A 25901-nucleotide genomic window follows, 5' to 3' on the forward strand; every position below is an offset into this window, starting at 1 on the left:
TCCCAGGAAGAAAAGGGCGCCTGCAACACTCAGTTTTGCAGGTAGGTGGCCATGGAATCGTCCAGGGCGTCTTTCCAGGGGGTGTGGTGCTTGGGTGCCATGGTGCCGGTGATCACCGACAGGTAGCAGTTGTCGCGGAAGGCCATGATGTCATCGGCCTTATGCTTCTTCCATTGGTAGAAGGCCTCGCAGGCCCCATCCACGTCGAAGCTGGGATAGTCGGTGTCGGCGATCAGCTCCTTGACGTAGTCGCCCTGATATCGGATGGCATATTTCACGTCATCGGAGACATCTTCCCGGGCCACGCGCTCGTTCACATCCGCAACCAGGACCTCCTTGTCCTCGGGCACGGCGATGCGACCCAGGATGATGTCGCGCACATACCAAGCCTGGGCGTCGAACATGTTGAAGGTGAACCACTGGTCCTGCATGCCCAGATAGAACATCTTCGGATTGTTGACATAGACCACCCCCTTATAAAGATCGGCGGTGGCCAGCCGATTGGCCGTCTTCAGGCGCAGATCGTCGGGCAGGAAGGGGAAATAGTGGCGATACCCGGTGCACAGGATGACCGCATCCACTTCCTTGGAGGAGCCGTCCTTGAAAAAGGCCGTCCGGCCCTCAAGCTTCTCCAGGGCGGGCTTTTCTTCCCAATTCTCGGGCCACTTGAAGCCCATGGGCGCGGTACGGTAGGAGGTCGTGACCGACTTCGCACCATACTTCCAGCACTGGGAGCCAATATCCTCAGCCGAATAGGACGCGCCCAGCAGCAGAACATCCTTGCCCGAGAACTCGCGGGCGTCCCGGAAATCATGGGCATGGACGATGCGACCGTTGAACTGCCCGAAACCGGGGTATTCGGGAACATTCGGGCTGGAAAAGTGACCGGACGCACAAATAACGGTGTCAAACTGCTCTTTGTAGACCCGGTCTTCGACCATATCATGGACGGTGACCGTAAAGTCCTGGGTGGCCTCGTTGAACTCAACCCAACGGATGACTGAGGAAAAGCGGATCCAATCCCGGACACCGGCCTTCAGCACCCGACCTTCGATATAATCGACCATCACTTCACGCGGAGGGTAGGAGGCGATTTGCTTACCAAAATGCTCCTCGAAGGAGTAGTCGGCGAATTCCAACCCTTCCTTGGGACCATTGGTCCAGAGGTAGCGGTACATGGAGCAGTGGACAGGCTCGCCGTTCTCGTCGACGCCAGTGCGCCACGTGTAATTCCACAGCCCACCCCAATTGGACTGTTTTTCGAAGCAGACGATTTCCGGTATCTCCGCACCCTTTTGCGCAGCGGATTGGAAAGCCCGCAATTGCGCGAGACCAGAAGGGCCTGCTCCGATGATGGCAACGCGTTTGGTCATGGTTATCTCTTTCACTCCGGTCCGGTTCATTTGCGTAAACTGGTTCCCTTGGACTGAACCAATGATTCTCGCCATACGCCCTAGCAGTCAATTATTTTTCTTCACCGGAATATAATTGGCTAATTTTTGGACTATTTTCTAAAATTTGAACAGCAAAAGGACGCATTTATGAGCAGATCTTCCTTTGCCCAACGCCTTGCAGTCACTGGTTCACTGCCCCGAATCGCAACACAGAGTCGCGAGCCGGTTTGCATTGGCGTCCTCACCCCCCTTTCCGGGCCGGAAGAAGCCTGGGGGCGGCCCGGCCTGGATGGCTGCCATTTGTGGTCTGATTGGATCAATAAGCACGGCGGACTGATGGTGGCCGGATCCAGGCGACCCATCGAAATCATCGCCCGGGACAGCGGCATCAACCCGGATGCCACCCTGGCCGCTGCACAGGACATGGTCGAACGGGGAAAGACACCCCTGATCCTCACCCTTGGAGGCGACAGCTTCGGCCCCGCCCTGCCCTATCTGATGGCCCAGCGGGTCCTGGTCGCAACTCTTCTGCCAACCGACCTGTCACCGGACACCCCCACTCTGGTTGCGCTTTCGGAGGTGCATCCCCTGTTCAATGTCACCGGGGTGTCCTGGTTGGCCCGGACCCATCCGCAGGCCGGTCGCGTCGCCCTCTGTGGCCAGACCGACAGCCTTGGGTTGTCCTCCATCGCCGTTTTCCGGGCGGCCTTCGAGGCTGAGGGACTGGATCTGGTCAAGGAGGTGCGCTATCCGCCCGAAGGCGGGGACGCCAAGGAAATCGTCGCTGCGATGGTGGCTGAGCAGCCCGATGTCCTCTGCTGGTGTTCCTCCCCTCCCCCCATGATGCAGGCCCTGACGGAAGCTGCCCACGCCCAGGGGTTCACCGGTCGGATCATCGCCTGCACGGCGGACAACTATCCGCGCATGATCGAGCGGACCTCAGCGGCGTTCATGGAACGCTACACCTTCCAGTTTCCGGATTTCGACGATCCCATGTTGTCCGAGACCGTGTTCTTCTTTCACCAGCCGAAAACCTTCTTCGACAGCTACAACGCCCGCTTTCCCGAAGCTTGGAGCGCGGTGAGCTGGGAATATGCGTCCATGCTCGACCTGTGGCATGGGGCCGTGGAACAGGCCAACTCCATCACTCCAATCTCCGTCCTCTCGGCCATGAAGCGAGCCCGGCAAATGTCCCACGTTTTCGGGCTGGCCCAATGGTGGGGGCATGAGATTTTCGGCATCGACAATGCCCTAGTGGGGGATTGGCCCGTGGTTGGAATCCGCGAGGGGCGGGCGCGCATTCTCGAGTTCGGCTCGGTTCTCGACTGGCTGAACCAACATGGCGCCCTGCTCTCCCGCCACCTGGAGGCTATGGGACAACTTTGGCACCAACGTCTCCTGCCCAGTCTGAGGCAGTAAAGCCGCGCACCATCTACTCTTCCTGGAGCAGAAGCTTTTGGTCCTCGATCAAGGTGAGTTTCATGAACTCGGTCGCCTGCTCGATATCCCGTGCGGCGATGGCGTTGAACAGGGCGTTATACCCCCGCTGGTAGGAGGCGATGCGATTGGGAGTCAGGTGACGGCGGTACATGGCCGCCCGGAAGGACTGGTGACGGGCCTCCAGGACCAAATTGTAACAGGCGACCAGCAGGGGGTTTCCTGTCCCCTGGGCGATCTGACGATGGAATTCCTCCTCCAGCCGGGCAAACGCACCGGCGTCGGTTTGAACCGTCTCCATCCGCGACAGGGTCTCCCCCAGGGCTTCGATCGCCCGGGGAGGCATATTGATCACCGCCAACCGCACCATTTCCGGCTCCAGAATGCCACGAACCACCTGCAACTGAAGGGGCCCCGTCTCTGCAGCCACAGGTGCAAGGGGTTCGGCAATGCCATTGGGATCATAGGTGACAAAGGACCCAGAGCCCGCCCGGCGCCGGATCATCCCCCGCTCCTCGAGTTGATCCAGGGCTTCGCGCAGGGTGTTCCGGGCCACGCCCAAATCCTGGGCGAGTTGCCGTTCCGACGGCAGCCGCTCATCGACCCCATACTCCTGGGAAACGATCCGCCGGGTCAGCGTATCAATCACATATTGAACCGTCGAACCGACGACGGTCTCGGCCGGGGTCGCCGCCGAGGAACGTCCGAAAAATACGGGCACGTTGCATTCCTTTGATCACACCCGGTTTGGGCGACCAAAGCATAGCCCCTGTTCGCTCTGAAAATCCAGTTGGAATACAGGGAAACCGCTTGGTGGCGATTGGCCTATCACGGGACACGACAGGGGGTTTTGTCCCGTCACGGGGCTTTGCCCCGTCCCCCACTGGGGCCGAAAGGCCCCAGACCCCAGGCAGTTGCGGCCGAAAGGCCCCAGACCCCAGGCAGTTGCGGCCAAAAGGCCCAAGACCCCGGGCTAAAGAAAAAGGGGGGGTTGGGGGCATTCGCCCCCAAATGGGCTTGGGCTATCGCCCAAAAAAGACGAGACACTGTCGTGTACCGTATTGGCCTGCATTCCAACTCTTCCCTGCTCGTTCCCCCGCAATCACCCCATGCGTTCGGACGCGTGAGAGCCCGGCGAGGCGGGGAAGACCACGGTTTTGTTGCCGTTCAAGAACACTCGGTGGTGGATATGGGCGTGGATGGCCCGGGCCAGCACCTGGCTTTCCACGTCTCGTCCAAGGGACACATAGTCATCGGGGCTTTGGGCATGGGTGACGCGGATGGTGTCCTGCTCGATGATCGGACCCTCGTCCAGGTCCGCAGTCACATAATGGGAGGTGGCGCCAATCAGCTTCACGCCCCGCTCAAACGCCTGCTTATAGGGGTTGGCCCCCTTGAAAGACGGCAGGAAGGAATGGTGGATATTGATGATTCGGCCAGACATCTTCTTGCACATCGCATCGGACAGAACCTGCATATATCGGGCAAGGACGATCAACTCAGCCCCGGAGTCTTCGACGATGCGCATCTGGGCGGCCTCGGCCTCGGGCTTGTTCTCCTTGGTCACTTTGATGCAGTGGAAGGGAATGTCGTGGTTCACGACCACTTTCTGGTAATCCATGTGATTGGAAATCACCGCCACGATATCGATGGGCAGGGCGCCAATCCGCCAACGGTACAACAGGTCGTTCAAACAATGGCCAAAGCGGGAGACCATGATGATGACCTTCATCTTCTCGGCCTCATCATGGAACTTGGACACCATATTGAACGCCTTGGCCGTCTCCTCAAACCCCTTCGACAGGAAGGCCAGATCCTTCCCTTCCTCGGATGTGAAACTCACCCGCATGAAAAAGCCGCCGGTCTGGACATCGTCGAACTGGGAACTGTCGGTAATGTTGCAGCCATTCTGTGCGAGATACCCGGCAATGGCGGCAACAACTCCACGGGTGGAGGTACAGGTGACGGTCAGGCAATACTTGCTCATGGAACTCTCCAATCAGAGGACGGCGGCTGAAGGTGGACCTCTTCCGGTCCCGGCTCCCTGGCGCCGAAAGTCTGGATCTAGAGTGAAACGGGATCCGCTTGGAACAAGCTGGCCCCGTTTCACTCTAATTCTATAAACTTTAGAGTATTTTCGAGGCCAAGTTTGGTCGCGAAGCGACCCAACTTGATCTCGCAATACTCTAGCAAAGGATGGATCGGTGAAGCCGGTAAGGAACCGTCAGGCGGTCAGGCCCTGCGGCTCCGGCAGACCGTTCGCCCGATGGCAAGCGGTCACCGTATTGGCGAGCAGACAGGCGATGGTCATGGGGCCGACGCCGCCGGGAACGGGGGTGATCGCGCCCGCAACAGCCGCCGCACTTTCGAAATGCACGTCGCCGACCAGCTTCATCTTGCCGTCCCGCTCGATCCGATTGATACCCACGTCAATGACCGTGGCGCCGGGCTTCACGAAAGCGCCAGTCACCATTTCCGGCCGCCCCACGGCGGCAACCAGGATGTCGGCCCGCCGACAGACCTCGGGCAGGTCCTTGGTGCGGCTATGGGCGATGGTCACCGTGCAGCTATCGCCCAGAAGCAACTGGGCCATGGGTTTCCCCACGATGTTCGAGCGGCCCACGACCACCGCGTTCAACCCGGACAAGGAGCCCAGGTGGTCCCGCAACATCATCAGGCAGCCCAGGGGGGTGCAGGGCACCATGGCCTTCTGCCCCGTGCCAAGCAGACCGACGTTGGAGATGTGGAAGCCGTCCACGTCCTTGGCAGGGTCGATGGCGTTGATCACCAGATCGGCGTTCATATGTCCCGGCAGGGGAAGCTGCACCAAAATGCCATGGACGGCGGGATCAGCGTTCAACCGCGCGATCAGAGCGAGCAGATCCGCCTCCGAGGTATCAACCGGCAGCTTATGCTCGTAGCTGTTCATGCCGACCTCGACGGTCTGCTTGCCCTTGTTGCGCACGTAGACCTGGGAGGCAGGATCCTCGCCCACCAAAACGACGGCCAGACCTGGGATAATACCTCGTTCCTTCAGACCCGCCACATAACCCGCCACCTGACCGCGCACCTTCGCCGCGAAAGCTTTGCCGTCGATGATCGTGGTCGTCATAGTCGTTCTCCTTCTAGGGTGGCGCGCGAAAAGGCGGGCAGTGCCTTTACGCGGCGCGCTGAAGCCGCGACGCGGCTTGGGTCAGGGTGTGCCAAAGGGAATTGGCGAGCGTTCGCATGCCGAGAATAGCCAGACGATCCTCGGCACGGCGAATGATATAGCAGCTCATATGCTCGATGGCTGTGCGCGTCGCCTGGCCAGGGCCGAAAAGGTCCGCATCCAGGTTGGCCAGCTTTTCCAAAAGGCCAACCAGCGGCCCCGCCCCCTGAGAGGACGTGACTTCAAAGGCCACCCAAGCATCGGTCTGCTCGGTAACGGAGCAATCGGGAGCCGCCGTTTTGACCAGGGCCGCAAAATCCCCACCTGCGGCCTCCTCGGCCTCAATCATCCATTGGCCGGGACTGGTCCAAAAGGCGCCCACGCCCTGAAGTCCGACCCAACCGCCCGGGTCGGGCAGGTCCAGCCCCAGGGGGGCAGGACGTCCTGACCCCACGATTGAATCTCTCCGCAAGGCCAGGGAGGCAAGGGCAAGGTCCGCGTTTTCCGTCAGGGTCAGGGCACCAAGGGTCAGGCGGGCGGGTTCCGCACCACCCAAGGCGGTCAAGGGGGTCAGGTCAGACACGAAGCCGTCCTCCTTCAGGGTCGACGAAATGGGGGGATACGACACGGAGGCGGATCGCCTGGCCCTCCAGCGGGTTGGCCGCGATGATGACCTCACCCTGGCGCGCCTCGCCATCGGTCAGAAAACCCAGACCGATGGCCGAGCCCACATGGGGGGAATAACAGGCCGAAGTGATCCAGCCCTGATCCGTTCCGGTATTCTGAACGGCCCCCTCGGTGAACAGGTGGGAGCCCGCAACCACCGGATCGGTGGCCGTGACGGGCACCAGTCCCACAAGGCGTCTGGTATCGGCGACCATGCCCTCCCGCCGCGACTGAACCGCGCCGATGGAGTCCTTCTTCACGCTGACCATGCGCCCCATGCCCAGCATTTGGGCCGTGGTCTGGCCGTTGAGCTCGTTGCCCGCAGCATGGCCCTTCTCGATGCGCATCACACCCAGCGCCTCTGTGCCATAGGGAGTCGCCCCCAGATCGGCGCCAAGGCTCACCAAGCGCCCCATCAGCGCCGCTCCGTAGCGGGCAGGCACGGCAATCTCATAGGCCAGCTCACCGGAGAAGGAGATGCGGAACAGGCGCGCCCGCAGCCCTCCGGCGATGGTCAATTCCCCGCAGGCCATGAAGGGGAAGGCCTCGTTGGACAGATCAAAGCCGTCGACGATCCGCTCCAGCAGCACCCGGGCCTTCGGTCCCGCCACGGACAACTGGGCCCAGGCGTCGGTGGTGGAGATGAGCTGCACATCCAACTCCGGCCAAAGGCATTGGCGGCAGAACTCCATATGGCGATAGATCGGCCCGGCCTGAGCGGTGGTCGTGGTGACCACGTAATGGTCCTCCGCCAGACGGGCACAGGTGCCATCGTCCCAGGCTTGGCCATCCTCGCGCAGCATCAGGCCATAGCGGACCATACCCACTTTCAGGGATCCCATGGCGTTGCAATAGATCCGGTTGAGAAAGGCTCCGGCGTCCTTGCCCTGCACGTCGATTTTCCCGAGCGTGGTGACATCGCAGATGCCCACGCCCGCGCGGGTGGCGAGAACCTCCCGATCCACCGTCTCGCGCCAGGTCTTTTCTCCCGGACGGGGAAAGTACTGGGCACGCATCCACTGCCCGACCTCGACGAAGACGGCTCCCTGGCTCTCGGCCCAGGTGTGGGTGGGTGTCAGGCGGCGGGGGCGGAAATGGATCCCCGTATTGCCCCCGCCCAAAGCCGAGAGCGACACCGGCGTATAAGGCGGGCGGAAAATGGTCGTCCCGGTCTCGGGAATGGTCTTGCCGGTCAATTCCGCCATCACCGCAAGCGCGGTGACATTGGCCGTCTTGCCCTGGTCCGTGGCCATGCCGAGCGTGGTCCAGCGCTTCAGATGCTCAACGGGACGCATATTCTCCTGGTGGGCCAAGCGGATATCCTTGACCGTCACGTCATTCTGGAAGTCCACCCAGGCCCGCGCCTTACCCGGCACATGCCACAGGGGTTTCAGACCCAAGGGCCGGTCCTCGGCTTCGGGCAGGTCCGGCATACTGGCCTTGATCCCCAAGGCCTCCAGGGCTTTGACCGCAGCCTGGGCGCCGGACATCAGAGCTGCTTGGGTAGAGCCCTCGCCCACCGCAGCACCGGCCGGGATCAGGCCCGGGGGCCCTTCCTCCCCGGGCAGGAAGATCTGTTGGGCCTCGTCCCAGACCGGACGCCCCCGGTGGTGGGAAGCAAGGTGCACATTGGGGTTCCACCCCCCTGACACGCCAAGCGCCCCGCAGGGGATCCACTGGTCCCGCCCGTTTTGGGCAACCCGGATCTCCTTGAGCCCCAAGCGTCCCTTCGAGCCGGTCACAAGGGCGCCCGCCAGCAGGGGATAATCCCCCAGGGCCTTGGCCTCGGCCCGGGAGTCGACCACGGCGGCCACCTCCACCCCCTTGGCCCGCAGGTCGAGGGCCGTCCGGTGCCCATCGTCGTTGTTGGTGAAGATCGCGACCCGCTCCGCCGGGCAGGCCGCCCAGCGGTTGGCATAGGCGCGCAGGGCACCAGACAGCATGATCCCCGGACGGTCGTTGTCGGCAAAGGGGATATGCCGCTCCGTCGCGCCCGCCGCCAGGATGGCCCGCTTGGTGGTGATCCGCCAGAGGGTTTGCCGCACCCCGTCGCCCGGAGTCGGCAGGTGGTCGGCCACCTGCTCCAGGGCAGCGAAAATCCCGTGATCGTAGGCGCCCCAGACCGTGGTCCTGCGCATGACCCTCAGGTTCGGCAAGCTGGCGAATTCAGCCTCCAGCCCCGCGATCCATTCCCCAGCAGATTGGTCCGTGAAGGGCGCGCTTTCGGCCAATAGCCGCCCGCCCAGGCGGAAATCCTCGTCGGCGAGGATCACCCGCGCGCCGCTCCGGGCCGCCGTCAAGGCAGCGCTCAACCCCGCCGCACCACCGCCGATCACCAGCAGGTCACAGTGGAGGAAGCCCTTATCGTAAGCGTCCGGATCCGGGAGCATGGAGAGACTCCCCAATCCCGCAGCGCGACGGATGGCAGGTTCGTAGACCTTCTCCCAGAAGGCCTTGGGCCACATGAAGGTCTTGTAATAGAAACCCGCAGCGAAAAAGGGCGCGAACAGGTCGTTCACCGCCAAGGCATCGAACGACAGAGAGGGCCAGCGGTTTTGGCTCTTGGCCTCAAGACCGTCGAACAACTCCACCACGGTGGCCCGGGTGTTGGGCTCTTGGCGGGCACCGCTGCGCAGCTCCACCAGGGCATTGGGTTCCTCGGACCCGGCAGACAGAACGCCCCGGGGCCGGTGATATTTAAAACTGCGCCCCATCAGGCGGACGCCGTTGGCCAGCAGGGCCGAGGCCAGGGTGTCCCCAGGATGACCCTGATAGGTTTGCCCATCAAAGGTGAAAGACAGGGTGCGCGAGCGGTCGATCATCCCACCGGATAAACGGGTCATTTCCCGGCCTCCTTCCGCGCCAGGACCACATCCCGGGCCAGTTCGGCCTTCAGGATCTCATGGGTCAGCGTGTTGCGTGTGACCACCAGCCAGGACCGGTCGCCCTGTTCATGGAACCACAGTTCGCGTTGAACACCGGCAATGTTGTCCCGAAGGTAGACATAATCGTGGAAGGCCGCCGGAGCGCCCTCGTCCATGCCATCGGGGCGCTCCAACAGACGGGCGTCACCCAGGTAGGTGAACTCCCCCGCGTCGCGGGGGCCAAGCAGGGGATGCGGGATCAGCATGATGCTCTCTCAGTGCAAGTTGGGCGAGGCGCCCACGCCCTTCTCGTCGATGACATACCCCCGCTCGAAGCGGTCCAGGCGCATGGCCTTGGCCGTGTCGTGGGGGGTATCGGTGGCCAGCAAATGGGCGAAGCAGTACCCGGACGCCGGAGTGGCCTTAAACCCGCCATAGCTCCAGCCGCCGTTGAAATAGAGGCCGTCAACCGGTGTCCGATCGATGATCGGCGAGCCGTCCATGGACATATCCGCGACACCGCCCCAAGCCCGCAAAAGACGGGTCCGGCCAATCATGGGCATCAGGGCCATGCCGCCTTCCACCACGTCCTCGATCACCGGCAGACCGCCCCTTTGGGCATAGCTTTTGTAGGTTTCGATATCGCCGCCAAAGACCAAACCGCCCTTGTCGGACTGGCTGACGTAGAAATGCCCGGCACCGAAGGTGATCACTCCCGGAATGGTCGGCTTCAGGCCTTCGGAGACGAAGGCTTGCAGGCCGTGGCTTTCGATGGGCAGCCGCATCCCCGCCTTGGACATGACCCGGCTGGAGGATCCGGCAACGGCCACACCGACCTTGCCCGCACCAATATATCCGCGGGAGGTCTCCACCCCCTTGACCCGCCCCTGTTCGATACGGAAGCCGGTGACCTCGCAGTTCTGGATGATGTCCACCCCGCCCAGATCGGCGCCCCGGGCAAAGCCCCAAGCCACGCCGTCATGGCGCGCCGTGCCCGCCCGGGGTTGCAGCAAGCCGCCCTTGATGGGGAAGCGGGCGTTGTCGAAGTTCAGAAACGGGGCCATCTCCCGCACCTGATCCCGGTTCAGTAGAACCGCATCAGCCCCGGACAGAATCATGGCATTGCCCCGACGCCGGTAGGCGTCACGCTGGGCATCAGTATGAATCAGGTTGAGAATTCCCCGCTGACTGACCATGGCGTTCAGGTTGAAGTCCTGCTCCAACCCTTCCCATAGCTTCATGGAGAACTCATAGAAGGGCTGGTTCCCGGGCAGCAAGTAATTGGAACGGATGATGGTCGTGTTCCGCCCCACGTTGCCCGATCCCAACCATCCCCGCTCCAGCAGAGCGACCCGCGCCTGACCGAAGACCTTGGCCAGGTAATAGGCGGTAGCCAACCCATGCCCACCACCGCCGACAATAACGATGTCATAGGCGGGTTTGGGGTCTGGATTTCGCCACAGGGGTTTCCAGCCCTTATGGCCGGTCACCGCTTCCTTGAACACACGAAAACCGGAAAAGCGCATGGCGCGGGTCTTTCCTAAAACGCCGAACAATGGGAAGAGCACGGTTCGAGTGGAAAACAAACTTTTCGTCAGTGCCGCGCAAGCGGGACTCCAGGGTTGATTTCAGTGTCATCGGCGACCTGCGCACCCGTTGCGCCGAACGCTTCCGTCACCTGTCCCTCCCTGGGTCCCCGCATGAGCGGGGACGACGCAACATGGGAGGGTTTGACCTTTTCCACAGCCTGTTGGCGCCCTCTTCGGGAGCGATCAGATGTCGAGGGTGTGCTCGCGTTCCCACCGGGAGAAGTGGGAAACGAACGAATTCCACTCCTGCATTTTCATCTTCATGTAGGACGCCGAGAAATCCTCTCCGAGCATGGCCTTCAACGCGCTATCGCCATCGAACGTCCGGATGGCGTCCAGCAGGTTCAACGGCAGCTTCGGCGCACCCTCGATCTTGTGGCCCTCTGCGTACATGTCGATGTCATAGCGGGGGCCGGGATCCGCATCGGAGCGAATGCCCGACAGGCCGGCAGCGATAATGACCGCCTGCAGCAGATAGGGATTCACCGCCCCATCGGGCAGGCGCAGCTCGAACCGGCCCGGTCCGGGCACGCGGACCATATGGGTGCGGTTGTTGCCCGTCCAGGTCACCGTATTGGGGGCCCAGGTGGCGCCGGAAATGGTCCGGGGGGCATTAATGCGCTTGTAGCTGTTCACTGTCGGGTTGGTGATGGCAGCCAGGGCCGAGGCATGCTTCATGATGCCGCCCAGGAAGGCCCGCCCCTTGTCGGACAGGCTGAGTTCCTTGGTGGCGTCGACGAAGGCGTTGGTTTTGCCCTCCATGTCCCAGACCGAGACATGGGCATGGCAGCCGTTGCCGGTCAACCCTTCGATGGGCTTGGGCATGAAGGTGGCGCGCAGGCCATGCTTTTCGGCCACGGACTTGACCATGAACTTGAAGAAGCTGTGCCGGTCGGCGGTCACCAGGGCGTCGTCGAACTCCCAGTTCATCTCGAACTGGCCGTTGGCGTCCTCGTGGTCGTTCTGATAGGGACCCCAGCCCAGCTCCAGCATGTAATCGCAGATTTCCGCGATCACATCGTAGCGACGCATCACCGCCTGCTGGTCGTAACAAGGTTTCGCTGCGGTGTCGGCGGGGTCGGAGATCGCCATGCCGTCGGGCGTGAGCAGGAAGAATTCTGCCTCGATACCCGTCTTGACCCGCAGGCCCTCCTTGGCGGCCTCGGCAACCAGACGGCGCAGGACATTACGCGGGGCCTGATCGACCTCCTCGCCTTCCATGACACAATTGGCCGCGACCCAGGCCACCTCGCGCTTCCAGGGCAATTGGATAACCGTATCCGTATCGGGCACGGCCAGCATGTCCGGATAGGCCGGTGTCATGTCAAGCCACGTGGCGAAACCCGCAAAACCGGCCCCATCCTCCACCATGCCTGAGATTGCCGGAGCCGGGACAAGCTTGGCCCGCTGTCCACCGAACAGGTCGGTGTAGGAAATCATGAAGTACTTGACGCCTTTTTCCCGGGCGTAGGCTGCGAGATCTATCATGCGTTCGGTCCTCAATTGGATCCGGAGGGTGGGTCGGGAGCGGAGCCCCCGGCCCCGCCCGTTTTCTCGGTCGGCCACTCTTTCGAGCAACACACCTGTCAGGGTCAGAAACCGCCCTGACCAGGGATCCAACTGGTCCCTGCAAGCGGCACGCCAGCCATGGCCGCAGCTTCGATGGTCAGGGCGCACAGATCCTCGGGCTCCAGGTTGTGCACGTGGCTTTTGCCGCATGCCCGGGCCAGGGTCTGGCATTCCAGCGTCAGCACCGACAGGTAATTGTGCAGCCGACGGGCCGCATCCACGGGATCGACCCGCTTCATCAACTCGGCGTCCTGGGTGGTGATGCCCGCCGGATCCTTGCCCTCGTGCCAGTCGTCATAGGCGTCCGGTGTGGTGCCAATGGCATCGTATTCCTTGCCCCAGCGGGGATCGTTCTCGCCGATGGCGATCAAGGCCGCGCTGCCGATGGAGACCGCGTCTGCGCCCATGGCCAGGGCCTTGGCCACGTCGGCGCCGGTGCGGATGCCGCCGGAGACGATCAACTGCACCTTGCGATGCATACCCAGGTCCTGAAGCGCCTTCACCGCCGGGCGGATACAGGCCAGGGTGGGTTGCCCCACATGTTCGATGAAGACATCCTGGGTGGCCGCCGTGCCGCCCTGCATGCCGTCGAGCACCACCACGTCCGCGCCAGCCTTCACGGCAAGCGCCGTGTCGTAATAGGGACGGGCGCCACCGACCTTGATGTAGATGGGCTTTTCCCAACCCGTGATTTCACGCAGTTCGAGGATCTTGATTTCCAGGTCGTCGGGACCGGTCCAATCCGGGTGACGGCAAGCCGACCGCTGGTCGATCCCCTCGGGCAGATTGCGCATCCCCGCGACCCGCTCGGTTATCTTCTGGCCGAGCAACATGCCGCCACCACCGGGCTTGGCGCCCTGGCCGACGACGATCTCGATGGCATCGGCCCGGCGCAGGTCGTCGGGATTCATGCCATAGCGCGACGGCAGATATTGGTAGACCAGGGTTTGGGAATGGCCGCGCTCTTCCTCGGTCATGCCCCCGTCACCGGTGGTGGTCGAGGTGCCCGCCATCGTCGCGCCCCGTCCCAGGGCTTCCTTGGCCGGTCCGGACAGGGAGCCAAAGCTCATGCCGGCAATGGTGATGGGGATCTTCAGCTCAATGGGCTTCTTGGCGAAACGCGTGCCCAGGGTGACGTTGGTCCCACATTTCTCCCGGTACCCTTCCAGGGGGTAGCGGGACATGGAGGCGCCCAGGAACAGCAGATCGTCGAAATGGGGGACGCGGCGCTTGGCGCCACCGCCGCGAATGTCATAGATGCCCGTGGCTGCGGCGCGGCGGATTTCCGCGTTGACGTCGGGGCTGAACGTCCAGCTGTTCCGCGGTGGAATGGTGGGGGTCTTGTCCATCGATGGACTCCTCAATAAGCGCCGGCGTTATCGACGTGGAAGTTGTACAGCTGGCGGGCCGAACCGTAGCGTTTGAAGTCCTCGGGTTTGGCGTCGGCACCGGAGCGTTCGAGCAGGTCGCGCAGGATCTCGAGATGTTCGGGCCGCATCTCCTTCTCGATGCAGTCCGCGCCCAGGGATTTGACCGAACCACGCACAAACAACCGGGCCTCGTACAGGCTGTCGCCGAGAGCGTCCCCGGCATCCCCAAGGACAACCAAATTGCCGCTTTGCGCCATGAAGGCGGACATATGGCCGATATTGCCATGGACGACGATATCGATGCCTTTCATGGAAATCCCGCACCGGGAGGATGCATTTCCTTTGATGACCAGCAGGCCACCATGGCCGGTGGCGCCCGCATATTGGCTGGCGTCCCCCTCGACGATGACCTCACCGGACATCATGTTCTCCGCCACGCCGGGTCCCACGGATCCGGTCACGTGGATCGTCGCGGCCTTGTTCATTCCCGCACAATAATACCCGGTGGAGCCCTTGATGGTGACAGCGATGGGACCATCAAGGCCAACGGCAACGGCGTGGGAGCCCTTGGGGTTGACGACCTCCCATTGTCCCTCGCCGGAGGCCGCAGCCGCCTGCAGGGCTGAATTCAGCGCACGCAGGGGCGTGGTGGCCATATCAATCGTCTGCATGTCTCAACGCTCCCAGAAATAGACGGTGGCGGGCTCGGGTTCCCAAACCCGGGCGTCCTCGATGCCCGGCAGGTTGGCGAAAGCCCGGTATTCGGAGCCAAAGGCCACATAATCATCGGTTTCCGCCATAACGGCGGGCTTACAGGCAATCGGATCGCGCACGACACCGAAGCCGTTTTTGGTTCCCACCACGAAGGTGAAGAAGCCGTCCAGATCGTCCAGGGTTCCCTCCAGGGCTTCGCCCAGGCTCACACCCTCGGCCAAGCGGGAGGAAATGTAGCAAGCGGCCACTTCGGTATCGTTCTCGGTGGAGGGCGGGAACCCCTTCTGGGTCAAGCTCCGGCGCATATGGTTGTGGTTCGACAGAGAGCCGTTGTGCACCAGACACTGGTCATCGCCGGTGGAAAAGGGGTGAGCCCCCAGGGTGGTCACGGCGCTTTCCGTCGCCATCCGCGTATGGCCAATGCCATGGCTGCCACCCATGCTGCGCAGACCGAAGCGCGCAGCCACATCCTTGGGCAGCCCCACTTCCTTGAAGATCTCCATGGCATGGCCCGTACCCATCACCCGGATCCCCTTCTCGGCCATAAAGGCGCGGGCTGCGGCCTCTGTACCTTCGGGCAGGGTCAACACGGCGTGGGTATCGGCCACACGCAGGGGAACGGCCGCCCCCAAGGCCGCCGCCAGAGCCTCATCCAGACCGGCAAAAGTCTCCTCGGGGGTATCGGACTGGATCGTCATCTTCAACCCAGGCGCCTCATCCCCATAGATCGCGATACCGGCACTGTCCGGGCCGCGATCGGTCATGGTGATCAGCATATCCGTGAGCAGATCGCCCAGTTGGGGGCGCAGATCTTCCTTCTTCAGGAAAAGGCCAACGATGCCACACATAGTCATCTCCGTTTCAATTCGGCTCCGCGCCGCAGAGAATTGACTAACAGGAAACTAAATTGCTCTTCAAGACATTTTTCTCTGAGAGAATAGAATTCGCCAGCAAAGAAAAGATCGCCCAATCTCTAGGCGATTTTCGGGGTCGAAAGGCAAAATTTTGGCGCTTTTTTATGCGAAAATCCCTTATTTTACCTGTGGATATGTGATGATGGAGAGATAGCGGGCTGGTAATGTCACCAGAGTCTCCGGACCATGGGGAGCATCCGAGTCAAACAAGAGGCTGTCACCCGGCTCCAACCGGTAAACCCGGTCGCCATGGCGGTAGTCGACGACACCTTCCAACATATAGAGCATCTCGATGCCATCATGCTGGAATGCGGGGAAGCGGTCGCTGGCATCATCCAGAACCATCAAATATGGCTCGACCACCACACCGGAATTGTTCGAACCGATATGACCCAACAGATGGTATTGGTGCCCGGCGCGCGTGCCCGCCCGCTCTGTTTCCACCCCCTCGCCTGCCTTGACGTGCATGGCGCCTCGGGTTTCCTCATATCCGGAGAAGAGCTGGACCAGAGGGACGTTCAATGCGTTGGCCAAGGTCTGCAAGGTGGTGAGCGAGGGCGAGATCACCCCGTTCTCAATCTTGGACAACATGCCCACGGACAGCCCCGTTTTTGCTGCCAGATCCGACCCGGTCATGCGCTGGTGCTTGCGCAGATCGCGGACCTGTCGACCAATCGCCACTTCGAGATTTTTTTCCTTGTTCTCGCGCACCGCGTGAGGATTTTGCGCGAGCCGCCCTTCGACGGTCTTAGGCCTGCCTGTCATGGATCGTGTGCTCCAGTGATCGAATGCGGGGATCTGGAGCGTTTTATGCTCCTGAATAAACAACTTGGGCCACTTTTTGGTCACAGTATACGACAGTGTCTCGTCCTTTTTTTGGGCGATTGCCCAAACCCATTTGGGGGCCAATGCCCCCAACCCCCTTTTTTTTTCTTTTACAAATAAGGCCATGGGGTCTGGGGCCTTTCGGCCCCAGTGGGGGACGGGGCAAAGCCCCGTGACGTGTACCGTGCTTTTTGGCCCAACTTGGCCTCGAAGGCCCTCTAAAGTCTATAGAATTAGAGTGAAGCTGGGCCAGCTTGACTCAAACCAGTCCAGTTTCATACAGTTGCTATCCGCACAGGGCTTCGAAAGCGGCAACGATTCGCCGACCGTAATCATCCCACCCTCCCAGGGTTCGGGTCCGCTCCTCTGCGGCCTTGGACATGCGATCCAGGAGTTCAGGGTCAGCATGAAGACGAGTCAAGCGGTCGGCGATGGCGTCGGGATCGCGAATGGGTGTGATGAAGCCCTCCACCCCGTCGGTAAACAGGTCTGCGGCACCAGTGTTCTCCGTGGCGATAACAGGGCAGCCGCAAGCCATCGCCTGAGCCATAACCGTGGCCATCCCTTCCTCCAAAGAAGGCAAAACCATGACGCTGGCCCTGGACATCTCCCGCGCCACCCCCTCCAAGGACAGGTGGCCGGTGCGCTCCAAGGCCGTCAGGGGACGTCGCGCGAGCAGGGTGGCCGTTTCCAGCATGGCCCCTCCCGTCAAAACCAGACGGGCTCCGGGCAAGTCGGCCCGGTGGAAGGCTTCCTGCAGGTCATGAAGCCCCTTGCGCACGGACAAACCTCCCACGAAGAGGACCCGAAATTCCCGATCCCGGGGTACCCGCCGATAGAATTGAGACAAGTCCACGCCATAGGGCACTTGAATGAGTCGGTCCGCAGACACGCCTTCGGCGAGAAAACTGTTCCGCACGAAAGTGGAGGGCACAGTGATTCCATCCGCAATCGCATATTCCGAGAGTTCCCGGACGATGGCATCAGGGTCCACACCCCGCCAAACCAAGCCAACACGATCAAATTCCTCTCTCAGAATCCGATCCTGAAAGCGAATATGGCTTGATCCCCGGTCACAGACATACCGCGCCCCCCGGGCCTGGGCCACGAGACCGGACCGCCCACCAGCCCCCGACAGGATGGACACCACGTCACAATCGGGCAAAACCCGGGCCACATAGGCGTCAAGGGTTCGCGCAGCATAACGGGCCATAGGTCGCTCCAGGGTCTGCTGAAACCAAGCCCTCTCGACAAGCGCCATATAAGGGGCACGGATCCAGGGGAACGTCTTCAGACGACCCGCAGGAATTTGACACTCTTTCAGCTTGAAGCGGGGATACCCTGTAAAGATGGCTTCCAGGACCCCATGCTTAAGAAGCTGACGAGCCAAATCGAAACTATGGAAGCGTCCAATGGTGGAGACGACAACACGCAAGGCTTCCCCTCCTATTCCTGTCTGCCGACGACATCCAGCCGATTAATATCCAGCTTCACCAGCTTTTCATTCAGCGTCCGCCGCCCAATCCCCAGGGCATCGGCCGCAGCATCCATCCCCCCTCCATGAACCTTCAAGGCCTCGATGATCAAGGTCCGTTCATAGACGGCCATGGCTTCCTTCAAGGGCCGACCGCCCCCCTCCCCCATCCGAGCCCCGCTGGCGGACCCGAGAACGCCCACCCCCCTGCCCCGGCGGGCGGCCAGCACCCGCCGCTCTGCGGCATGTTTCAATTCCCGCACATTGCCAGGCCAGCCGTGCGCCATCAGAGTTGCCATGTCCTCGGTGGTCAAGGCCGGTGGTTCAAGCCCATAGGTCGCCGCATGGCATTCCAGGAAGTGCGTGAACAACAGGGGAATATCCTCCCGCCGGTCCCGCAGGGGGGGCAACAACAGCTCCACGGTGTTCAGACGATAATACAAATCCTCCCGGAACCGGCCCGCCGCCACGGCCTCCTCCAGGCCTTCATTGGTGGCAGAAACCAAACGGATATCCACACTCCGGGGACGGGTGCCGCCCACGGGCACAACCTCGCGGGTTTCAATCGCCCGCAACAACTTGGCCTGGAGTTCCAAGGGACAGGCTCCCAATTCATCAAGGAAGAGGGTTCCGCCCCGGGCCTCGACGAAATAGCCATCCTGGGCCCGCGTCGCCCCGGTGAAAGCCCCGCCCAGATGGCCGAACATACTGGCCTCGAACAGGGTTTCCGGGATGGCTGCACAATTCACGGCAACGAAGGGCCCCGCCCCCCGCGAACTCAGGTCGTGCAGGGCGTGGGCGACGACCTCCTTGCCCGTCCCTGTCTCCCCCAGGATCAGCACCGGTGCCTCGGTGTCCGAGACATCCAGGATGTCCTCCCGCAGGTCCTTCATCACCCGGGATTCGCCCAGCAACGTATGGTCCAGGCCCACCAGATCGGCGAGGCGGGCGCGCAAGCGGCGGTTCTGGTTGGACAGGGCATGGGCTTCGGCCGCATGGGTCAGAATGGTCAGCAGGCGGCGCGGCTCAAAGGGCTTTTCCAGGAAATTATAGGCCCCATCGCGCATCGCCTCCACCGCCATGGGCACATCGCCATGGGCAGAAACCAAGACCACAGGCGGCGCACCGGGGATGGCCCGGACCTTGGCCAATAGGTCCAATCCCGACAGGCCGGGCATACGCAGATCGGTAACAATCACGTCCGGTCGTTGGTCTTCCAGGGCGGAGAACGCCGGTTCGGCCCGATCAAAGGCCGAAACCAGACACCCCGAACGGGTCAGGAACAATCCCAGGGACTCCCGCATTTCCCGGTCGTCATCCACCAGCATGACATGGATACTTGCTTGCTTGGGGCCCTCAGTCATGGCCGCGCGGTCCTTGTACTGTCTCGTCATGGTCCAGGGGCAGGCGGACACGGAATTCGGCCCCCCCATCCTCCCGGTCCCGGGCGGTCAGGCTGCCTCCGTGATCCTCCAGGATAGACGCGGAAATGGCCAGCCCCAAACCCAGCCCGTCACCGGAGGCTTTGGTGGTGAAAAAGGGTTCGAAGACCTGATCCCCCTGCCCCTCCGGCAACCCTTCGCCCCGGTCAGCGACCAGGATATCCACCCAGGACTTGCCCTCCGCCCCTTCTATCCGAATGGTGATGCGCATCCTTGGCCGCTCCATCCGGCCCATGGCGTCCAGGCCATTGCGGATCAGGTTGATCAGAACCTGTTCCACCCGCACCTTATCGCCCCGCAGGGGAACGGGATCGTCGGGCAGATCCAGCTGGAGATCCAGGCGGGTGGCCATGGTGTCGGCTCCCATCAACTCCAGGGCATCGCGGACCGCGTCCCGGGCGTCGAAGGGCGCGAAGACCGTCTCCCGGGTCTGGCCAAAGAACTTGAGCTGCTTGGTGATATGGGCCATGCGATCGGTGATCCGCCCCACATGGGACAGGATGACCCGGGTGTCGTCGTCCATTTGACCACCGGGCAGGTCTGCGGCAGCAAGGTAGTTACGGATGGCGGCAATGGGTTGCCCCAGTTCATGGGAAACCGAAGCTGCCAACTGGCCCAAGGCCGCCAATTTGCCTACGCGACGCAGGTCGGCATGGGCGCGCTCCAGGCGTTCCTCGGCCGCTTTGCGCTCCTCCACTTCCCGGGCGAGATCCCGGTTGAGCAACCGGAGTTCCCGCCGGGCATCCTGGGAGACCCCCAGGGCACGACGCACCCGGGCGGCATACAGCAAGAGCGCAAAAGCCAAGAGGGAAACGATCGGCACCGCCACATAGAGCACTGCCTGCCCATTGCGAACCACCACATCCCGCCGGGGCAGAAGGTAGTGAAGCGTCCACCCCAGGTGCCCAACGGACAGCGCCTGCTGCAGGTATTCCCGACCCTCCAGGGTGACGGCAGAGCCTCCCATTTTGCTGAGGGGAAGCGGTGGCAGAGGTTCATCCAGGAACTGCCGGTGGGCATCCATGGCCCGTCGTGCCTGTTCCCCCAAGGGCACCGTGGTGGCAAATTCCCAAGCGGGACGGGTCGCGAGCACAACCACTCCATTGGCGTCTGTCACGTAGACCTGTTCTCCAGCATTTCGCCAGGACTCGAGCAAGCGGTCAAACTCCACCTTCACGGCCATGACAGCGGCCACCGCCCCGCCCTCTCCCCGCACGGGCGCGGCAATGAAATACCCGGGTCGCTTGGTGGTGGCACCGATCGCGAAATAGGCCCCGCGCTCCCCGCGCATAGCCTGGGTAAAATAGGGCCGGTAGCCGTAATTCTCCCCAAGGTAACTGGGGTCCTGGTTCCAATTTGAGGCGGCCACCGTCAACCCCGACGGGATCATCAGGTAAATGGCGTTCAGATCGGTCATGGCGGCGAAGGCCTCCAGACGCCGGTTCAAGGGATCCACACGGGCGGGGACGGGATCCTCGGCGGCAGCAATGACGAAGGGATCCCGGGCGAGAATGGCGGGTAAATGCTCGTATTGCTCCAAGGAGGAAATAAGGGAGGCCTTGTAAAGTTCTGCCCTCTCCCCGGCGCGGCGCAGGGCCGCGTCGGTGTAAAAATGATCGGCCACCATATAGGTCGCAACCAACACCCCCGCCCCAAGGGCTAAGGCTAGGGCCAAAACGAGACCAAAACGGGTAGGAGGGCGTGGCGGCATGGACGAAAAAGGGACCTCGAAGGACAGGACCGCCCAACTTACTCCGCAGGTGCCCAAGGCCACAAGGGAGTGGGTTTCGCCGGTGCCTTAAAGTGCTCCGAGGCCAAGTTGGGCCACTTCTCGGCCTCGGTACACGACAGGGGGAGCCAGTCACGGGGCTTTGCCCCGTCCCCCACTGGGGCCGTAAGGCCCCAGACCCCAGGCGGTTATTTTTAAAAGAAAAATGGGGGTTTGGGCAATCGCCCAAAAAAGACGAAACTCTGTCGTGTACCGTGACAAGGCAAGAACGCAAGCACGGCGGCCCAGGGAAGTTGCCATTCTGTTCCAGACGCCCCATAGTTTCCTCCTCCCTACGTTTTGGACCGAGGCCCCTCCCCATGGATTCCGCTCACCCCGACAAGATCGCCCAATTCCGCAAGCTGCATGCCTCCGGCGCCCTGTTTGTCATGCCCAACCCCTGGAACGCGGGGAGTGCCCGTCTGCTCTCCACAATGGGGTTTTCGGCCCTGGCTACGACCAGCGCGGGCCATGCCTTTTCCCTGGGCATCAAGGACTCCAACCGGGGGCTGTCCCGGACCTCCATCCTCGACAACGCCCACGCCATCGCCGAAGCCACAGATTTGCCCGTATCCGCCGACATGGAGGACGGCTTCGGCCCCACCCCAGAGGACTGCGCGGAGACCGTCCGCCAAGCGGTCGCTGCGGGCTTGGCCGGAGGCTCCATTGAGGATGCGGTTGGCGCAACCGCCTCTCCCATCCTCGACCTGGGTTCGGCCCGCGACCGCATCCAGGCCGCAGCGGAAGCCGCACGGCCCAGCGGATTTGTGCTAACGGCGCGGGCAGAAAATTACCTGTGGGAGCGGCCCGACCTCGCCGACACCATCGCCCGTCTGCAAGCCTATGCGGAAGCCGGAGCGGATGTCCTCTATGCCCCCGGCCTGCCGAATCTGGAGACCATCCGTACGGTCTGCCGAGAGGTCGACAAGCCGGTCAACGTGGTCATGGGGCTCCAGGGGGCGACCTATACCGTCGAGGCCCTCGCCGAAGCGGGCGTGGCCCGAGTCAGCCTGGGGGGATCCCTGGCCCGCGCGGCCTTCGGCGCCCTGGTCCGTGCCGCCCGGGAAATCCTGGAGGACGGCACCTTCACCTACGCCCGGGATGCCCTGCCCGACCGGGAAGTCTCGGCGATCATGGCCGACCAGATCGAGGATGACCGGACCTGATGGCCACACCCGAAATCACAGCCATGCGGCGCATCCTGGTTCTGGGATGCGCGGGTGCGGGCAAGACGGTTTTCTCGGACCAACTCGCCACCTTAACCGGATTGCCTGTCATCCGCCTCGACCAGGAATACTGGAAACCGGGATGGGTCGAACCAGAGACGACTGAATGGCGAGAGCGGGTCGCCACCCTCGCCGACCGTGACAAGTGGATCATGGATGGGAACTACGGTGGAACTCTAGACCTTCGCCTGAAACGGGCGGACAGGGTCTATATCCTGGACGTATCTCGCACCCGAGCGCTGGCCCGCGTCGTCTGGCGGACAGCCCGGAATTGGGGAAAAACCCGTGCTGATATGACACAGGGCTGCGTCGAGCGAATCGACGGCCCATTCTTGGCCTATATCTGGACCTACAATCGGGTTCACAGACCGCGCCTGATGGAGGCTCTCGCGTCCCACAAGGGGCGGAGCCAAATCTTGACAGGCCCAAAGGCCGCGCGCGATCACCTCCGCCTCCTCGCCACTGCCCTTTCTTCTCCTCCGTCCCCACCGCCAACCATGTGACGGAAAATGCCTTTCCTCCATTGAGGCGGCGCCCTCTCCCACCCCACATGTAAGGACAAGAAACGCCCCCGTTTTTCCCGGAGCCCAGCCTGTGATCGAATCCCTCTTTCCCGTAATCCTTGTCGGCGCGGGTTTGGTTGTTATCTCCATCCTGACCAGCCTCATCTCTTTCCGGGTGGGCGCACCCCTGCTGTTGGTCTTCCTGGTCATCGGCCTGCTCGCCGGTGAGGACGGCCCCGGACAGATCCCTTTCGACGACGGCCATACGGCCTATTTCATCGGCTCCATTGCGCTGGCCGTGATCCTCTTCGACAGTGGGTTCGGCACCCGGATGCGGTCCTTCAGGATCGCAGCCTGGCCCTCCCTGACCCTGGCCAGTCTGGGAGTCGCCTTGACCGCCGCCCTACTCGCCCCTTTCGCCCACCTGTTCCTGGACCTCAGCTGGCTGGAGGCCTTCCTGCTAGGCGCCATCGTCGGGTCAACGGACGCTGCGGCGGTGTTCTTTCTGCTGCGGGTCGGCGGCATCAACATCCGCGACCGGGTCCGCGCCACGCTGGAGGTCGAGTCGGGGTCCAACGATCCCATGGCCATCTTCCTGACCGTAACCCTCGTGGAACTGGTCCGAGCCGGTGGCCTGGGTGAGGGCATGACCCCCGTCATGCTCCTTCAGGCCTTCGGCCTCCAGATGGGACTGGGACTGGTGGCCGGTCTTCTGGGAGGCTGGGTCATGCTTCAGGGCGCGCGCCATCTGGCCCTGGAAGCCGTACTCCACCCCCTGGTGCTGACGGGCCTGGCCCTTTGCCTTTTCGCGGCGGTCTCCATGGGCGGAGGCAGCGGCTTCCTGGCCGTTTACGTGGCCGGTCTGGTGGTGGGCAATGGCGCCCATCCGAACCGCACCACCATCCGCCGGTTCCAGGAAGGGCTGACCTGGCTGGCGCAAATCACCATGTTCCTGACCCTTGGACTGCTGGCTACGCCCTCGCAGTTTCCGGCGCTGGCCGTGTCCTCCGCCGTTGTCGCCATTGTTCTGATTTTCTTCGCCCGGCCACTGGCCGTTTGGATCTGTCTGCTCCCCTTCGGCTTCAACCGGGATGAAACGGCCTTTGTTGCCTGGGTGGGGTTGCGCGGCGCGGTCTCGATCCTGCTGGCGATCTTGCCCGCGCTCGCCGAACTGGATTCCAGCCGGACCCTGTTCAATGCGGCTTTCATCATCGTCCTGTTCTCGCTGGTTATCCAGGGCTGGACCATCCGACCCATGGCGAAATGGCTGGGGCTGGTGGTCCCCCCGAACCTGGGGCCGGTCAACAAGGTGGAATTGGACCTGCCCCACGGCAGCACCCACGAATTGGTGGTCTACCGGGTGACCGAGGGGAGTCCCGTGGCCGAAGGGGAACGCATCCCCCGTTGGGCCCGCCCTTCTCTGGTGATCCGCGAGGGACGCTCGCTGAAAGGGCCTGAGGCGGGGCGCCCCCAGGTTGGCGACCAAGTTTACATCTTCCATGCCCCCACCTACGCGCCCCTGCTCGACCGCCTCTTCGCCAAAACCACGGCCCTGTCCGCAGAGGACCGGGCCTATTTCGGGGATTTCTCCCTGAACGGCGGGCACCCCATGACGGCGCTCACGGCCTCCTATGGCATCGAAACGCCCAAGGACGCCGAAGATAAGACCATTGCCGCATGGATGGGCAGTCAATTGGGAGGCACAGCAACCCGGGGGGACCGGGTGCACCTGGGGGACATCGATCTGATTGTCCGGGCCGTTGCCGATGGGGCCGACGGCCTGATCACCGAGGTCGGCCTGTCCCTCGACCCGGAGGGCAGCCGCCAGGAGCCCCCCATGGTCGGTCGGATGCGCCGCTTCCTGGCCGGACCACGCGCCTGGGCCAAGCGGGCGCGCTCAACGGGATGAGGGAAGCGCGGGAGTCGCCACCGGCACCCACAACACCTCCTCAATACTCTTCGCCCCCGTACAGAGCATCACCAGCCTGTCGACCCCCAAGGCGATTCCCGAACAATCGGGCAGGCCCTGCTCCAGGGCCGCCAGAAAGTCTCCGTCGATGGGATAGCGCTCCCCGTAGAGGGCTTCCTTCACATCCATGTCGTGGGTGAAGCGCGAGGCCTGTTCCGCGGCATCGGTCAACTCCCCAAAGGCATTGGCCAGTTCCAGACCGCCCACATAGACCTCGAAGCGTTCGGCCAGGCGCGGGTCCCTGGGGTCGCGGCGGGAGAGGGCGGCCATGCAGGCGGGATAGGCATGCAGGATGGTCACCCGCTCCCGCCCCAGCTTGGGCTCCACCCGGTCGAGTACCACCCGGAAGAAGACGTCCTCGAACCGGTCGTGGTCCTGACAGGTCACGCCGATGGCTTCGGCCTGGGCACGCAGGGGGCCGGGGGCCGGCTCCATCAGGTTGCCACTTTGGGCAACGCCCGCGTCCAAGGCGGCCATAAGGTCTATGCCCGCATACCGATCCAAGGCATCGGCCACGGTCAGGCGCTCCCAGGGCACGAAGGGGTCGATGGCGACTCCGTCCCAGTGCAGCAGCTCAGCCCCGGCGGCTCGGGCAGACAAGCGGACCAGTTCCTCGGTCTCGGTCATCATCCCCTCAAGCGGCAAGCCCACGCGATACCATTCCACCATCGTGAATTCCGGATGGTGGGTCGGTCCCCGCTCGCCATTGCGGAACACCCGGGCGATCTGGAAGATGTCCGTCTCTCCCGCCGCCAAAAGCTTCTTCATGGCGAATTCGGGGGAGGTATGGAGCATCAGGGTCCGCCCCTCTTCCTCGAAGGGCTCCAAAAGCTCGGTTTTAAAGGCTTTCAGGTGTGGCTCCAGGCCCGGGCTGATCTGCAGGGCGGGGGTTTCCACCTCAATGCAGCCCAAGCTCTCCAGGAAAGTCCGGATGGCGCGGATGATGGCACCCCGGGCCCGCAGGGTCGGCCGCTTTGCCGCAAGACGGTCCGGATGGAACCAGAGGGGTTGGACGGGGGGACGCAT

21 protein-coding genes are annotated in these 25901 nt (G+C 62.7%); 4 read left to right on the top strand and 17 right to left on the bottom strand.

Annotated features, from left to right (window positions below; translation table 11 throughout):
- Window positions 1-29: 29 nt before the first annotated feature.
- Window positions 30-1373 carry an NAD(P)-binding domain-containing protein gene (locus ACLIRY_RS03345; RefSeq protein WP_413203915.1) on the bottom strand — a complete coding sequence of 448 codons (1344 nt, stop codon included), beginning with the start codon at window positions 1371-1373 and terminating at the stop codon, window positions 30-32.
- 168 nt (window positions 1374-1541) lie between these two features.
- Here ACLIRY_RS03345 and ACLIRY_RS03350 point away from each other — a divergent pair, with 168 nt between their 5' ends.
- Entirely contained in the window at window positions 1542-2813 is a 1272-nt protein-coding gene (locus ACLIRY_RS03350; RefSeq protein ID WP_413203916.1) for an ABC transporter substrate-binding protein, read from the top strand.
- Window positions 2814-2826: 13 nt separating this feature from the next.
- Here the strand turns inward: ACLIRY_RS03350 and ACLIRY_RS03355 are convergent, their stop codons facing one another.
- The 15 genes from ACLIRY_RS03355 to ACLIRY_RS03425 form a co-directional block, all read right to left on the bottom strand.
- Window positions 2827-3552: a FadR/GntR family transcriptional regulator gene (locus tag ACLIRY_RS03355; protein ID WP_413203917.1), complete on the bottom strand. Its 726-nt coding sequence runs from the start codon at window positions 3550-3552 to the stop codon at window positions 2827-2829.
- A 381-nt stretch (window positions 3553-3933) separates the two neighbouring features.
- Entirely contained in the window at window positions 3934-4818 is an 885-nt protein-coding gene (purU, locus tag ACLIRY_RS03360; RefSeq protein ID WP_413203918.1) for a formyltetrahydrofolate deformylase, read from the bottom strand.
- Between the two features lie 237 nt (window positions 4819-5055).
- Window positions 5056-5943 (bottom strand): bifunctional methylenetetrahydrofolate dehydrogenase/methenyltetrahydrofolate cyclohydrolase FolD, encoded by an 888-nt coding sequence (gene folD, locus ACLIRY_RS03365; RefSeq protein ID WP_413203919.1) that lies wholly within the window; start codon window positions 5941-5943, stop codon window positions 5056-5058.
- 46 nt (window positions 5944-5989) lie between these two features.
- Window positions 5990-6565, bottom strand: a complete 576-nt coding sequence (locus tag ACLIRY_RS03370) for a sarcosine oxidase subunit gamma (protein WP_413203920.1) — start codon at window positions 6563-6565, stop codon at window positions 5990-5992.
- Window positions 6558-9491 (bottom strand): sarcosine oxidase subunit alpha family protein, encoded by a 2934-nt coding sequence (locus tag ACLIRY_RS03375; RefSeq protein WP_413203921.1) that lies wholly within the window; start codon window positions 9489-9491, stop codon window positions 6558-6560. Before ACLIRY_RS03375 ends, ACLIRY_RS03370 begins: the two co-directional genes overlap by 8 nt.
- Window positions 9488-9778, bottom strand: a complete 291-nt coding sequence (locus ACLIRY_RS03380; protein WP_413203922.1) for a sarcosine oxidase subunit delta — start codon at window positions 9776-9778, stop codon at window positions 9488-9490. Before ACLIRY_RS03380 ends, ACLIRY_RS03375 begins: the two co-directional genes overlap by 4 nt.
- A gap of 9 nt (window positions 9779-9787) precedes the next feature.
- A complete protein-coding gene (locus ACLIRY_RS03385; RefSeq protein ID WP_413204191.1) occupies window positions 9788-11038 on the bottom strand; it encodes a sarcosine oxidase subunit beta family protein in 1251 nt (416 codons plus the stop codon).
- A 246-nt stretch (window positions 11039-11284) separates the two neighbouring features.
- Window positions 11285-12589: a type III glutamate--ammonia ligase gene (gene glnT, locus ACLIRY_RS03390; RefSeq protein WP_413203923.1), complete on the bottom strand. Its 1305-nt coding sequence runs from the start codon at window positions 12587-12589 to the stop codon at window positions 11285-11287.
- 104 nt (window positions 12590-12693) lie between these two features.
- Window positions 12694-14019 carry an FMN-binding glutamate synthase family protein gene (locus tag ACLIRY_RS03395; RefSeq protein WP_413203924.1) on the bottom strand — a complete coding sequence of 442 codons (1326 nt, stop codon included), beginning with the start codon at window positions 14017-14019 and terminating at the stop codon, window positions 12694-12696.
- 11 nt (window positions 14020-14030) lie between these two features.
- Window positions 14031-14711: a protein GlxC gene (locus ACLIRY_RS03400; protein WP_413203925.1), complete on the bottom strand. Its 681-nt coding sequence runs from the start codon at window positions 14709-14711 to the stop codon at window positions 14031-14033.
- Between the two features lie 3 nt (window positions 14712-14714).
- A complete protein-coding gene (locus ACLIRY_RS03405; protein WP_413203926.1) occupies window positions 14715-15608 on the bottom strand; it encodes a class II glutamine amidotransferase in 894 nt (297 codons plus the stop codon).
- 177 nt (window positions 15609-15785) lie between these two features.
- Window positions 15786-16433 carry a helix-turn-helix domain-containing protein gene (locus ACLIRY_RS03410; protein WP_413203927.1) on the bottom strand — a complete coding sequence of 216 codons (648 nt, stop codon included), beginning with the start codon at window positions 16431-16433 and terminating at the stop codon, window positions 15786-15788.
- 346 nt (window positions 16434-16779) lie between these two features.
- A complete protein-coding gene (locus ACLIRY_RS03415; RefSeq protein WP_413203928.1) occupies window positions 16780-17928 on the bottom strand; it encodes a glycosyltransferase family 4 protein in 1149 nt (382 codons plus the stop codon).
- A gap of 11 nt (window positions 17929-17939) precedes the next feature.
- Window positions 17940-19331 (bottom strand): sigma-54-dependent transcriptional regulator, encoded by a 1392-nt coding sequence (locus tag ACLIRY_RS03420; protein WP_413203929.1) that lies wholly within the window; start codon window positions 19329-19331, stop codon window positions 17940-17942.
- Window positions 19324-21084: a sensor histidine kinase gene (locus ACLIRY_RS03425; protein WP_413203930.1), complete on the bottom strand. Its 1761-nt coding sequence runs from the start codon at window positions 21082-21084 to the stop codon at window positions 19324-19326. The genes ACLIRY_RS03420 and ACLIRY_RS03425 overlap by 8 nt, the downstream gene beginning before the upstream one ends.
- Before the next feature lie 413 nt (window positions 21085-21497).
- On the opposite strand from ACLIRY_RS03425, the gene ACLIRY_RS03430 reads away from it, so the two are divergent.
- The 3 genes from ACLIRY_RS03430 to ACLIRY_RS03440 all read left to right on the top strand — a co-directional run bounded on the left by ACLIRY_RS03430 (window position 21498) and on the right by ACLIRY_RS03440 (window position 24815).
- Window positions 21498-22343 (top strand): isocitrate lyase/PEP mutase family protein, encoded by an 846-nt coding sequence (locus ACLIRY_RS03430; RefSeq protein ID WP_413203931.1) that lies wholly within the window; start codon window positions 21498-21500, stop codon window positions 22341-22343.
- On the top strand, window positions 22343-22906 hold the full coding sequence (locus tag ACLIRY_RS03435) for a hypothetical protein (RefSeq protein ID WP_413203932.1): 564 nt from the start codon (window positions 22343-22345) through the stop codon (window positions 22904-22906). The genes ACLIRY_RS03430 and ACLIRY_RS03435 overlap by 1 nt, the downstream gene beginning before the upstream one ends.
- Window positions 22907-22997: 91 nt before the next feature.
- Window positions 22998-24815: a potassium/proton antiporter gene (locus tag ACLIRY_RS03440; RefSeq protein WP_413203933.1), complete on the top strand. Its 1818-nt coding sequence runs from the start codon at window positions 22998-23000 to the stop codon at window positions 24813-24815.
- Here the strand turns inward: ACLIRY_RS03440 and epmA are convergent.
- A complete protein-coding gene (gene epmA / locus ACLIRY_RS03445) occupies window positions 24804-25901 on the bottom strand; it encodes an EF-P lysine aminoacylase EpmA (protein ID WP_413203934.1) in 1098 nt (365 codons plus the stop codon). The genes ACLIRY_RS03440 and epmA overlap by 12 nt on opposite strands.

Origin of the sequence: Rhodospirillum sp. A1_3_36, assembly GCF_047263945.1 — a bacterium.
Taxonomy (GTDB): domain Bacteria; phylum Pseudomonadota; class Alphaproteobacteria; order Rhodospirillales; family Rhodospirillaceae; genus Rhodospirillum.